The following is a 13,584-nucleotide window of genomic DNA, read 5'->3' on the forward strand; positions in this document are numbered from 1 at the left end:
TCTTCCGCCAAATCGCGCCTCTCGAGGGGAAAACAGCCGATGGGCGATAAGGGCGATGTCTTCGCGATCATCGTGCTGGTCTTTATCGTCGCCATTCTCGTGGGCGGGTGGTTTGCTTTCCCGGCCGTAACCCATTTCATGCAGCAGCAGGATTGCGTCGCGGTCGGCCGAACCAATTGTTGAACCGCTCCCCGCCGCCAAGCGCCCCACGCGATCGTTAGCGGCGCGAGCCCTTTCTCTTTCGGCGGAATGGGTGTTTCATGGAGTGAGGCGTGGCGCACGCCTATCCGCCCCTGGCGTCCGCGCCTCCGCTCCTGTCAATTTTCCAAAATCTGAGGACATCCAATGTTGGAATGTGTCGGCTATGGCGCGACCGAGGCGTCTGCGCCCGTTTCGCCGTTCTCGTTCAATCGCCGCGATCCTGGCCCGAACGATGTCGTAATCAAAATCGCCTTCTGTGGCGTCTGCCACTCCGACCTGCACACGGCCCGGAATGAATGGCGTAATACAACCTACCCGTGCGTCCCTGGCCACGAAATCGTCGGGCATGTCACTGCTGTTGGCGCTGACGTCACGCGCTTTAGCGTCGGCGATCAAGCCGGCGTCGGTTGCATGGTCGGGTCCTGCCGGACTTGCGCCGCCTGCAAGCAGGGCCTGGAGCAATATTGCCAGGTCGGCCTCAACGGCACCTATAACGGTGTCGAGCCGGTCATCGGCGGCCCGACCTTTGGTGGCTACTCGGACCAGATCGTCGTCGACCAGCACTTCGTGCTGTACATTCCCAAGGGCATGGATCTCGCCGCCACAGCCCCGCTGCTCTGCGCGGGCATCACCACCTACTCGCCGCTCCGTCACTGGAAGGTCGGGCCGGGTTCGAAGGTGGGCGTCGTCGGTCTCGGCGGTCTTGGCCATATGGGCGTGAAGATCGCGCATGCCATGGGTGCGCATGTCGTGCTGTTCACGACCACGGCCGGCAAAAGCGAAGACGCCAAGCGCCTCGGCGCGGATGAAGTGGTGCTGTCGAAAAACGCCGAAGAGATGGGTCGCCACGCCGAGAGCTTCGACTTCATCCTCGACACCGTCGCGGCCGATCACCCGATCGACGCTTATATGGGGCTGCTGAAGCTAGACGGCACACTGACCCAGGTTGGCGCGCCCGAGAATCCTCTGTCGATCCATGCCTTCAGTGTCATCTGGCGCCGCCGCAACTTCGCGGGCTCGCTCATCGGCGGCATCCCGGAGACCCAGGAAATGCTCGACTTCTGTGCCGAGCATGGCCTGACCGCCGATATCGAGGTGATTGCGATGGACCAGATCGAGACGGCTTACGCCCGCATGCTCAAGAGCGACGTGAAATATCGCTTCGTGATCGATATGGCGACCCTTCCCGCCGCCGCATAATCGGCTCAAAGGCCGTATCCTCCCCCCTCGTACGGAGGATACGGCCTTCATCCTAACTTCTAGTTCATAGCGTCTTCATAATTCCTTCGGAGATTCGCAAAATACTCCTATAGGATGGGCCCATAGGCGCCCGTTGCTGAGATTCTCGTTTCGAATCGGCGCTTAACCCGACTTTCGGAGCGGACCATTATGACTCACATTTCAGCAACGCTCAGCCGCTAGTGCCGCGAGATCTGGATACCCATGATCCGTCGCGCCGCGACTTCCTTGGCTACTGCCTAGGCGCTGCCGTCGCTGTGGGCGCAGCCACATTCAGCGGTTCGGCCCAGGCGGCTTTCGCCGCCAACGATATGGATTGGCGGTCCTTCAAGGACCGCTTCATGGCGCCGGACGGTCGGATCATCGATACCGGCAATAACGGCATTTCCCATTCCGAGGGGCAGAGCTACGGCATGCTGTTCGCCGTTACCTTCGGTGACCGGCAGTCCTTCGACCTGATCCACGGTTGGACGGTGCGCAACCTCACCCGCAAGACCGATGCTCTGCACGTGTGGCGCTACCTGCCTGACAGCAAGAACCACTCGCCCGACCAGAACAACGCCACCGACGGCGATCTCGTTATCGCGTTTGCGCTCAGCCGCGCCGCGCGGATTTGGCAGGAACCGCAATATGCAGCGGCGGCCATTGCGATCGCCAGCGACATCCGTCGCTCCCTGATCGTCAACGCCGGCAGTAAAATCGTGTTGCTGCCCGCGCTCACCGGCTTCACGCACAAGACGTCGGTGACCGTCAATCTGTCCTATTACAATTTCGTTGCATTTCGCGAACTGAGCGTCATCGACCCGTCGCCGCTGTGGCAGCTGCTGGAACTCGACGGATTGTCGCTCATCCAGGCCGCCCGCTTTGGCAAGTGGCAACTTCCGCCTGATTGGCTCTCGGTCGGCATCAGCAGTGGAACCGCCAGCATCGCCGCAGGTTGGCCGCCGCTGAGTTCCTTCGACGCGATTCGCGTTCCCCTGAACCTGACCTGGGCCGCAGCCTTGCCGGCAGATACGCTGGCATCCTTTACCGGATATTGGACGAGTGCGGCCGCGTATCAGCCGGCCTGGGCGAACCTGAAGACGGATCAAGTGTCGCCTTACGCTGCACCGAGCGGTCTGGTGGCAATTAAAGCCGTTACCCTGGCAGGGTCGCCCCAAATGGGTCTACCTGCTCTCCCTTCCGTGAACGACGCTAAGGACTATTATTCCGCTGCCCTCACCCTCCTCGCACGCATCGCATGGACCGACAGTCATGGCACTGGCTGAGCAAGGAATTTTGTTTTGACATCGTCACAATCTGATGTCGATCGCGTTATGGCGGCGTTTGGAACGAAAACGCTGCCGTATCGACCGAGCCAGGACATGTCGACCGTCCCCGTTGAGGGTGCGGCCGTCCTGCCGCTGCGGACCAATGCCAAGCCGCATACCAATCTTACGCCCACGAAACCAACGACGCTCGCCGCAGGGGAGCGTATGGTGCCGGGCTCCGGCGGTCGTGTGCGTGAGGTTTTTCCGCTGCTGTGGAGAGCGATTCCGCTCATTGGCGATCTTCGCATCAACGCGGTCGTGCGGCCGGGCGATGAACTGCCGCCTGTGGTCGAGGAAGACACCCGAGACGACGACGCCCTGCCGCCGGCAATCGTCAAGACCGAGGAACGCCCGATCGCTGCTGTACCGCCAATCCCGCCGGCACCGATCTATCCAGCGCCGATCTACAAAGATCCCGCGATGGCAATGCCGTCGCGCGTCACGGTCGCGCCGCAGTCCCACGCCGATCTCATCCAGTCCATCGCAGGGTCTGCCAGGGCGCCGCTTGCGGCACCCAACCGTGCCCGCCCGACCATGGTATGGCCGCCTGCCGCCACACCGGCGCCCGAACCCAATCCTGCCGCCGGAGGACCCGATCCTGCGCACGGCACTGCGCCGCCTTATTATCCACCCTATTATGCGCAGCCGGGCCAGATGCCCCCACCGCCCATGCAGCCGCCGCAGATGGCCCCGCAGATGGCATGGCCACAAATGCCGTGGCCGCAACAGGCCTTTCCACCACCCTATCCAGGCGCGATGCCGCAGAATTTCGCGCCCTATCCGCCGCCCTTCAATCCCATGGGGGCACCGATGGGCGGCCAGATGTTCGGGCCGGGCGTGCATCCCGCCTATCCCTACGGATATCCGCCGGTCGCCCCGCCGGGTGCGCCCGCTTCCTATGCAGCGCCACCGGCACCCGAGCCGCCAGTCGCAGCATCGCGGCCACCGGAACCAGCCCGCGCCCCGCCTGCGCCGGTGCGGGCACCCGCGAACTTGACCGAAATGTTCGCGGCCATGCAGCGCAAGGGGCCTGGCCGCCCACCGCAAGACCCACAGCAATGAGCAGGTCTTTTCCTTTTATCCCGCGGACTCAGGATTGCTCATGCCACTGATCGCATTCGCATCACCCAAGGGGGGCGTCGGTAAAACGACGCTCGCCGCCAATATCGCGCATGAGTTCGCCCGGCAGGGACGTCGGGTCGTCGTGCTCGACCTCGATACGCAGAACGCCCTCGGCATGCATTTCGGCGCCGACCCTTATGAGCGGGCGGGTTTCATCACATCGCTGAAAGACGCGACGGATCCGCGCAACGCGTGGCAAAGCAATTTGCAGCAGACCCCGTCTGGTATTTCGCTACTTGCCCATGGGCACACGACCTTCGCGCAGAGCTTCGCGATCAATGCTGAGCTGGTGGCCAATCCAGATCTTCTCCTGGCCCCGCTACAGGACATTTTGGCGGATCCGGAGATCGTCATTATCGCCGATACGCCGCCCGGTCCGGGCGTCGCCTCCTCCGTCATTTCGGCCATCGTCAATTACATGGTCGTCGTGCTGCTCGCCGATGCGGCCTCCATCGTCCAACTGCCCAAGATCGAGGGTAAGGGCATGTATCGCGGCGCCGGCGGCCTGCCCTTTCCGATCGATCGGATCGGCTTCGTGATCAATCAGATCGACATGCGTAGCAGGCTTTCCCGCGCCGCTGCCGAAGCGGCGGAACGCCACCTCGGGTCCCGGCTGCTGGGCCGTGTGTATCGTGACGAGCATGTGCCCGAAGCGCTGGCGCGCCAGGCATCCGTCGCGGGCTACGCGCCATCCAGCAAGGCCGCGCAGGACATCACCGCCATCGCCATCAAGATCGCCGCCGCTATCACGCCGAACGCGGAACGCGGCGCGGATACCGCTCCGCTCACGGATGTTCATCCCGGCGGCCAAACATCCGTTGCGAGCGCGGTGACGAAATGATGTCGGACCGGGGTTGGATGCACGTGTCATGAAGGGCCCACTCGCCGACAAGTTCTGGGGCATCGTCTCCGTCGTATTGGGCGTCTTCCTGCTGGTGACGATCGCGACCGTGCCGCTGTCAGAAGGCCAGCAGGCGATTGTCGGCGTCTCGACAGCGATCCTGTTCCTCGTCGCCAATCGCTTTCCCGATCGCCGCATCACCTTGTTTCTCGGCATTCTGTCTTTGGCGATGTCGGCGCGATACATTTATTGGCGCGCGACCGAAACATTGACCTTCCAGACGATCCCGCAATTGTTGCTGGGCTCGGCACTGGTCATGGCCGAGTTCTACGCCGTCATCGTGCTCGTGCTCGGCTACGTCCAGACGGCATGGCCGCTCAATCGCAAGCCGGTGCCCCTGCCGGAAGATCCGGCCGATTGGCCCACCGTCGATGTCTATATCCCGACCTATAATGAATCGATGACGATCGTGCGCGGCACCGTGCTCGCCTGCCGGATGCTCGATTATCCGGCCGACAAGCTACGCGTCTATATTCTGGACGACGGCAAGCGCGAGGAGTTTCGCCGCTTCGCGGCTGAGGCCGGGGTCGGCTACCTGACGCGCACCAACAACTTCCACGCCAAGGCTGGCAACCTGAACCATGCCATGACCGTCACCCATGGTGAGTTCATTGCCATCTTCGACTGCGACCATATTCCCGTCCGCGCCTTCCTTCAGTTGACCGTCGGCTGGCTCGCGCGGGACAAGAAGATGGCGATGGTTCAGACCCCGCATCATTTTTATTCGCCCGATCCCTTTCAACGAAACCTCGCCGCCGGCAGCCGCGTGCCGCCGGAAGGCAATATGTTCTACGGCCTGTTGCAGGACGGGAACGATTACTGGGATGCCACCTTCTTCTGTGGGTCCTGCGCGGTCATTCGGCGGGAAGCGCTTGCAAGCATCGGCGGCTTCGCGACGCAAACGGTGACGGAAGACGCGCATACCATGCTCAAGCTGCATCGCGCGGGATGGAGCTCCGCCTACCTGAAGATCCCCTTGGCGGCCGGCCTCGCGACGGAACGCCTGATCCTGCATATCGGGCAGCGCATTCGTTGGGCGCGCGGCATGATGCAGATCTTCCGGCTCGACAATCCGCTGATGGGTCCGGGCCTCGGCCTGGGGCAGCGGCTCTGTTACGCGGGCGCCATGGTGCATTTCTTCTTCGGCATCCCGCGCGTGATATTCCTGGTCTCGCCGCTCGCCTATCTGTTGCTGTTCCAGAACATGATAGCGGCCTCACCCTTCGCCATCGCGGCTTACGCAATTCCGCATATCTTCCACTCCGTCGCGACCAGTGCGCGCAACCAGCGCGACTGGCGCCACTCCTTCTGGAGTGAAGTCTATGAAACCACGCTGGCCTTGTTCCTTGTCCGCATCACCATCGCGACGATGATCAACCCGCGTGCCGGCAAGTTCAACGTGACAGACAAGGGCGGCACGCTGGCGCGTGGCTTCTTCGATCTCCGCGCGGTCTATCCCAATATCATTCTCGCCTTCGTCGTCTTCCTCGGCATCCTGCGCGGTGCCTACAGCATGATTTTCCAGAAAACGACGGAGCTGGTGTTCCAGGCGCTGTTGCTCAACACGATCTGGGCGACGATCAGCCTGCTGATCGTGCTCGCGGCTTTGGCCGTGGGTCGCGAGCGCCAGCAGCTGCGCAACCGAGCGCGGGTGAAGGTCGATTTGCCTGCCATCATCCATCTCTATGACGGCCGCGTGCTCACCGGGCGGCTGCAGAATCTGTCTCAAAGCGGCGCACGCGCCGTGGTCGTCCGACCGGACGATTTGCCCGAGGATACCGAAATCATCATGGAAGTGCCGCTCCCCAGCGGCTCCGCGCTCATTCCGTCGCGCTATCTGCGATGGAGCGAGAAGGAGATGCTGCTCAACTTCGAGCCGAAGACCCTGGCCGACGAATCGGCCATCATCCAAACGGTGTTCGGCCGCGCGGACGCTTGGCTCGATTGGGCAGATTATCCGCCCGATCGTCCGCTCGTCAGTCTTTGGGAAGTGCTGGTGAGCATCGGCGGCCTGTTCGCGCCCCGTCATGACGGTCCGCCGCCGACCGCGGCCGAGAAGGAGCAGGCGGAGGAGGCCGTGAAGGCCGGTATCGCACGCGCGAATGCCAAGCTCGCCGGTGGCTCTGAGCGGCCCCAGATTGCGCAGGTCGCGCGTGCGGCAGCTTTGATCGGGCTCATGCTGTTTATTCCGCTGTCGACAGCCATCGCCCAGACCACGACCGTGCGGCCTTTGCCGCCAGCGATGCAGCCGAACTTGCCGCAAACCACCGCCAGCGGACCCGGCATCGTGCCCTTGCCCAATATCGTCGTGCCCGCCACGACGACGCCCCAGGCCTCTCCCGGATCAGCACCCGCTGCCGCCGCGCCGACGGTCGTCACGCCCGTAGCCGCCGCCACCGCCCCTGCCTTGACCGACGAGCAGGCCGCAGACGCGATCGAGAACGACACCTTCAGCCTCAAGCAGCTTGGGTCGAACGCGCAGATTGCGTTGCGCGGCACAAGTCCGCTCCAAGGTGTGCAGTTCGGCGTGCGCAATGATGAGGTGGTGACCAGCGCCACCCTGACTGTGTCGGGTGCGATGTCCCCCGCGCTGATCCCCGACCTCAGCAACATTACGGTGACGCTGAACGACCAGTATGTCGGAACGATTCCGGTCAATCAGTCGCAACCGAACTTTTCAGTGACGCTGCCGGTCAACCCGGTCTTTTTCCAGACGTCGAACCACCTGAACTTCCGGCTCACCGGCGCCTATACCCGCAACTGCAACGATCTGCTCAGCGGGCTGATCTGGTCGACCGTCTATAACAGCTCGACGCTGAACATGACGGTGCAGCATCTGCCGCCGCAGCGTGACCTCGGGCAATTGCCACTGCCCTTCTTCGACAATCACGACAACAGCGCCCTGCTGCTGCCCTTCGTGCTGCCGGCGTCACCGGATGACGATACGCTGAAAGCGGCCGGCATCGTCGCGTCCTGGTTCGGCCAATATGCTGACTTCCGGGGCGCGTCCTTCCCGGTATCGGCCACGCCGCCGCGCGGCAACGCTGTCATGATCGTCACCTCGATGACGCCGGGCGCCGCCTCCGTGGCGGGCCTGCCGCCGATCCAGGGACCCGGCGTCGCCGTCATTCCCAATCCCTCGGACCCGCTTGGGACCATCCTGGTCATCTCGGGCCGGACCGGCGCTGAAGCGGCCCAGGCCGCCGCAGCCCTCGCACTGGGCAGCCGCAGCATGGGCGGCACCTCCGTGCAGGTGACACCGCCTGTGGTGCCGACCCGCGTGCCCTATGATGCGCCCGCCTGGATTCCGTCCGATCGTCCGGTGCGCATCGGCGAGTTGACGGACGCACGGAACCTGAACGGTGTCGGCTACGACAATCTTGTCCAGGTCGCGTTCCGCACCTCGCCCGATCTCTACACGTGGCGCAACCGGGGCTTCCCGCTGCGCGTTGCCTTCCGCGCGCCGCCCGGCCCGATCGAAAACCTGGCTGTCTCGCGCCTCGATATCGGCATCAACGGGCTCTATCTGCACTCGATCCCGCTCGCCAATGCCTCGGCGCATGCCTGGTGGCGTGACTGGGTTCCAGTATTCGGCGCGGTGGGGCCGTATTTCACGACCTATATCCCGCCCTATGACGTGTTCGGTGCCAATGCGTTGCAGTTCTTCTTCGATACCCGGCCGCTCGATCGGGGGGCGTGCGGAGCCACGCCCGCAGATCCGCAGATGGGCATCGACCCCACCACCACCATCAGCATTTCGCGCGGCTATCATTTCGCGGTCATGCCGAATCTCGCCTATTTCGTCAGCGCCGGCTTCCCCTACTCGCGGCTCGCCGACCTGACGCACACCACCGTCGTCTTGCCCGATAGCGCCGATAGCGGTGAGCAGAGCGCCTATTTGCGGATGATGGGCCGGTTCGGATACCTGACGGGCTATCCGGTGCTTGGCGTCACCGTCGCGCGACCGGAAGAAGAGGCCAATCTGCAAACCGGTGACATCCTGGTCATCGGCACGATCGCCCATCTGGGCAGCCTCACGGATATCCTGAAGAACGTTCCGGTCTCCATCGATAACGGGCAGCTTGCGGTGAAGATGGGGGATAGCGTGCTCGGCACGGTCTTCCGACTCTTCTCTTACGACCGCTCCGCCGCGCAGACGAAAGCCGCCGCCGCACTCTCGGTTTCCACCAGCCAGGACACCGCGATCGTCAGCGGCGGGCAATCGCCCTGGGATAGCAAGGCGTCGGTCGTGGCCCTTCTGGCCGGCACCCCGCAGGGCTTGGACGGCATTCTGTCGACCTTCCGCGACCCGACGCTCAATCCGCTCATCCAGGGCGACTTCAGCATCATCTCGGGTGGTCAGGTGTCGTCTTACCGCATCGGCTCGACCTATCACGTGGGCTCGCTTCCCTTCTGGATCCTGCCGAGCTTCTGGCTGGGGGATCAGCCCGCCACGATCGTCGTCCTGATGATCATCGGCTGCGCCATCCTGACCTTCGCCCTCCATGCCGCCCTGCGACGCCGGGCGCGAGCCAGGCTCAAGGCGCTGGGGGAAGACCGATGAAGCACAGCTCTAAAACGGCCGTGGCTTCGCTGGCTCTGCTGGCGGCGCTGGTGCCGTCCGCAGGGTGGGCACAGCAAGCGGCGGGCGCCGCGCCGGGTAGCCCCGTTCCGCCTGCGGCAGCCGCTCAGGCGGAGCCTGCGAACAGCGCCCTGTCGGTACTTCTGCGGCAGGCGGCCTATTGGCGGGACCAGAACAATCCGCCACGCGCCTTGGAGGCGGTGCAGAAGGCGCTGCTGCTGTCACCCAACAATCCACGCGCCCTGGCGATCCTCGCGGAATTGCAGGCCAGCAGCGGCGACAGCACAGCCGCCCAGCAGACGTTGCAGCTTCTCCAGAAAACCAGCCCGTCCGCGCCTGACATCCACCAGGCGCAGCAGGCCGTGCGCGTCGGCCAAATCAACCCGGACGCCTTGGCCAATGCCCGCCAGCTTGCGCAGCAAGGCCATGTCAATGAAGCGGCGACCGCCTATCGACAGATATTCGGCGGCAGCACGACGCCGCCGGATTCCTTGGCGGTCGAGTATTACCAAACGCTCAGCGGCTCCGCCGGCGGCTATCAGTCCGGGCTCGACGGCCTGGCCGCGACCGCCGAGCACGATCCCAACAATTTACGGGCGCAGATTGCCTATGCCCAGGCGCTCACTTATCGCGCCGATACGCGGAGCCAAGGCATCGATCGCTTGTCGATCCTGTCGAAGAATCCATCGATCGGCGCGCAGGCGCGCGAAAGCTGGCGTGAGGCGCTGGGGTGGCTGCCCACTGACAAAAGCGCTGTCGATGCGATCAACGCCTATAAAGCGCAGTATCCAGACGATCCCGGTATCGGGCCCCTGCTGGCCAATGCGCTCAAGCCGCCGAACCTGCCGCCCGGCGTGCAGCAGCAATCCGCAGGCTTCGACGCTCTGAAGCAGAACAACCTTCCCGAAGCGCAATCGCTGTTCCAGCAGGCGTTGACGATCAATCCGAAGGACGCGAGCGCCACCGGCGGCCTCGGCCTGGTCATGCTGCGCCAGGGCCGCTCGGCGGAAGCGACGACGCTGTTCAACCGCGCCATCGCCCTCGATCCGACCCAGGCGCCGCAATGGCGCGCCGCCTTGAACGGAGCGCAACAGGCCGCTGCCGGCGCCGCTTTGGGGGGCGAGTTCCGCACCGCCGCCGCCGCCAGCAACAGCGGCGACCTGCCGCGTGCCGAGACGTTGTATCGCTCCCTTCTCGCCCGTCAGCCCGGCAATACCGGCATCAAGATGGCGCTGGCGGGGGTGCTGGCTCGCGAAGGGAACAAGGCCGAGGCCCAGACTCTGCTTGCGGATGTGGAGCAGAGCGGCAACGGCGCGCTGTCCCAGCAGGCGCGCGCCCAGCTTCTGAGCGATCAGGCCAAGGACATGCCGGACACGGCGGGGCAGATCGCCCTCTATCGGTCGGCGGTCGATGCCGATCCCTCTAGCCCCTGGCTTCGCCTCGACCTTGCGCGGGCGCTGGTCAAGAACGGTCAGCTCACAGAGGGCCAAAGCACCATGGCCGAGGTGACGGGCGTCGCCCGACCCTCCTCCGCCGCCATTCAGGCGGGCATCATCTTCGCCAATGAAACCGGGGACAGCGCGGGCGCCGCCGCCCTCATTGCCAAGGTGCCGCCCCGGCAGCGCACCGCCGACATGAAGGCGCTCATCGCGTCGGCGCAGGTTCAGGGGCAGATCACCAATGCCACCGCCTTCGCAAGTTCCGATCCGGCCAGCACGCGGCAGCAGCTTTTTGCCATCGCGGCGCAGCGCGACCCAACGGGCGGTCGCGGTCTGGCCGTCGCCCAGGCCTTCATCAAGCTGTCCGACCCGGTCGATGCGCGCACCGCGATCGCGACCGCAGCCGCCGCTAACCCGACCGCACCGGCCCAGGCCCGCCTGTCCTGGGCGCAGGGGTTGCTCTCGGCTGGGGACGCGTCAGGCGCCAGCGCTATGGCGAATTCGATCCAGGCCTCGTCACTGTCACCCGATCAGGCGCAGTCTCTCGCGGGCTTGCGCGTCGGCATCGCCATCCGGGGCTCTGATGCGCTGAACACGGCAGGGCGCACCGCCGACGCCTATGACCAGCTCGCGCCTGCCTTGGCCCAGAGCCCGACCGACCCGGCGCTCAACAGCGCCCTCGCGCGTCTGTATCAAACGGCCGATAATCCGCAGCAAGCGCTGGCCATCAACCAACGCATCCTGGCGCAGAATCCGGGCAATATCGATGCCCGCCGGGGCGCTGTCGCGGCGGCGATCCAGCTCGGCAATTACGAAGTCGCGTCGAGTTTCGTGAACGAGAACATCACGGAAAGCCCGAACGACCCGCAGAACTGGATTTTGGCTGCGGATATCGCGCAGGCACGCGGCCTCAACAACGAAGCGCTGCACGACCTCCGCCAGGCGCGCGCGTTGCGGCAGCAGCAATTGGGCTATGCGGCGTCGAACAGCAGCAGCCAGAGCTTCGCTGTCGCCTCTAATGGGCCTGTGGCCACGCCGCTGGGTGCGATTTCATCCAACCCGTTCCGGAATGCGCCGACGTTCACCACGGAAGCGACAGACGGCGGTCCTTTAAGTGGCACAGGCCTCGTCGGCTTGACGACCGCGAGCGCTGACGGAACGCCCTCGGGCCCAACCGCCGCTGACCCGATGATCGCCGATCTCAATTCGCGGATCGCGGCCATCAATCAGCAGGTGGCGCCGCAGGTGGCGGCTTCGCCCACCTACCAGCAGCGTTCCGGCACTGCGGGCTTGGATCAGCTTTCGACCTACTCCGTGCCGTTGGAAGCGAGCTTCTCCCCGGCCGGTGTCGGCCGTCTGACCATCACCGCCACGCCCACCTATCTAAGCGCGGGCCAGCTCAGTACTTCCGTTTCCTCGGCGCAGCAATCTGGCACTGCCGTCTTTGGCGGTCCGTATCCCGGCTCAGAGAGCGCGACCGGTGTTGGTCTGAGCGGCGGCTATACGGATGGCTGGTTTACGGGGGACGTTGGCACTACGCCGCTTGGCTTCCGCCTCACCAATGTCGTTGGCGGGATCGAGATCGCGCCCCAGTTGAACAGCCAGACAATCCTGCGCCTTACGGCGGAGCGCCGTGCGGTGACAGACAGCATGCTATCCTATGCCGGCGAGGAAGACCCGCGCACCGGGATCATTTCCGGCGGGGTCGTTCGCTCTCGTGTCCACGGACAAATCGAGTTTTCCCCCGGCCTTGCCAGCTTCTACGCCGGCGGCGGCTACGACTGGCTGAACGGCAGCAATGTCCAAAGCAACAGCGAGACCGAGCTCGGCGCGGGCGGCAGCTACGCCGTCTATAAGGTCCCGTCCGATGAAGTGCGGGTGGGCTTGAACCTCGTCTATTTCGGCTATCAGCGGAACCAGGACCACTTTACGCAAGGCTATGGCGGCTATTTCAGCCCACAGAGCTATGTCGCGGCTCTGATACCAGTGACCTGGACGGCGACGCGCGGGCCCTATGACTACACGATCGGCGGATCGATCGGCGTGCAGAACTTCAACGCGGACGGAGAGAACATCTTCCCCACGAACCAAGCTCTGCAGACCCAGGTTGCCGCACTGGCGGCGTCCGATACGAGCGTCCAAAGCACCTATGCCAGCCAGAGCAAATCCGGCGTCATCGGCGGCCTGAACGCCAAGTTCGAGTACCACATCTCGCCCCAGCTGGTGGTGGGCGGCACCGCCGCCTATCAGAAGTCGGCGGACTGGAACGAAACCGATGTCATGGGTTTCGCCCGCTATACTTTCGACAACAATGATTAAGGACGACGCCACTCCATGAGCGCCTCCACGTCTGACTGGCGCCCCTTCCTGCGTGCCTTGGCGGAAGAGATCGATGCGGTGGCGGGCGTTGCCGGCCGTGACACCTTGCTGCATGGCGTGGGCAGCCGCATGGCCGCCCTCTATCCGGTTCTGCCGCGTGATTCGGCCGAAGGTCTGTCGATCGAGATGAACGAGGCCTTGGCGAGCTTCGGTCTCGGCGCCGTGGAGATCACCTTCTCCGAGGCCGAGCATTGCCTGTTGCTCACCCATCAGGGTCTGCCACGCGTCGGTGGTGGCGGCACGCCGCCCGGCACGTGGCTGGCGGCGCTGCTCGAAGGTCTTTTCGAAGGCTGGATGGGTCAGCAGCCCGGGGCGGACGCGACCTTCGCCGCCCATCGGGCAGCGTCCGGGGCGATCGACGCCATCGTCGTCCGCTACGGGCCGGCGTAGGACGGAAAAGCGGAGCGTATT

Annotated in this window: 8 protein-coding genes; all 8 read left to right on the top strand. The window is 64.4% G+C overall.

The window, feature by feature from the left end; genetic code table 11:
• Positions 1 to 39 precede the first annotated feature (39 nt).
• The 8 genes from QP803_RS09755 to bcsD all read left to right on the top strand — a co-directional run bounded on the left by QP803_RS09755 (position 40) and on the right by bcsD (position 13,563).
• The gene (locus QP803_RS09755; protein WP_284947571.1) at positions 40 to 183 is read left to right on the top strand and encodes a hypothetical protein; all 144 of its coding nucleotides are present in this window, start codon (positions 40 to 42) and stop codon (positions 181 to 183) included.
• A 162-nt stretch (positions 184 to 345) separates the two neighbouring features.
• A complete protein-coding gene (locus QP803_RS09760) occupies positions 346 to 1,401 on the top strand; it encodes an NAD(P)-dependent alcohol dehydrogenase (protein ID WP_284947572.1) in 1,056 nt (351 codons plus the stop codon).
• Between the two features lie 221 nt (positions 1,402 to 1,622).
• Positions 1,623 to 2,708, top strand: coding sequence for a family 8 glycosyl hydrolase (locus tag QP803_RS09765; RefSeq protein WP_284947573.1), 1,086 nt, complete (start codon positions 1,623 to 1,625; stop codon positions 2,706 to 2,708).
• A gap of 96 nt (positions 2,709 to 2,804) precedes the next feature.
• A complete protein-coding gene (locus QP803_RS09770; protein WP_284947574.1) occupies positions 2,805 to 3,812 on the top strand; it encodes a hypothetical protein in 1,008 nt (335 codons plus the stop codon).
• A gap of 40 nt (positions 3,813 to 3,852) precedes the next feature.
• Positions 3,853 to 4,713, top strand: coding sequence for a cellulose synthase operon protein YhjQ/BcsQ (locus tag QP803_RS09775; protein WP_284947575.1), 861 nt, complete (start codon positions 3,853 to 3,855; stop codon positions 4,711 to 4,713).
• 28 nt (positions 4,714 to 4,741) lie between these two features.
• Positions 4,742 to 9,337 carry a UDP-forming cellulose synthase catalytic subunit gene (gene bcsA / locus QP803_RS09780; protein WP_284947576.1) on the top strand — a complete coding sequence of 1,532 codons (4,596 nt, stop codon included), beginning with the start codon at positions 4,742 to 4,744 and terminating at the stop codon, positions 9,335 to 9,337.
• On the top strand, positions 9,334 to 13,113 hold the full coding sequence (locus tag QP803_RS09785; protein ID WP_284947577.1) for a cellulose biosynthesis protein BcsC: 3,780 nt from the start codon (positions 9,334 to 9,336) through the stop codon (positions 13,111 to 13,113). The genes bcsA and QP803_RS09785 overlap by 4 nt, the downstream gene beginning before the upstream one ends.
• A 15-nt stretch (positions 13,114 to 13,128) precedes the next feature.
• On the top strand, positions 13,129 to 13,563 hold the full coding sequence (gene bcsD, locus QP803_RS09790) for a cellulose biosynthesis protein BcsD (protein WP_284947578.1): 435 nt from the start codon (positions 13,129 to 13,131) through the stop codon (positions 13,561 to 13,563).
• The last annotated feature ends 21 nt before the right edge of the window (positions 13,564 to 13,584 follow it).

Source organism: Acidisoma sp. PAMC 29798 (genome assembly GCF_030252425.1).
GTDB lineage: Bacteria > Pseudomonadota > Alphaproteobacteria > Acetobacterales > Acetobacteraceae > Acidisoma > Acidisoma cladoniae.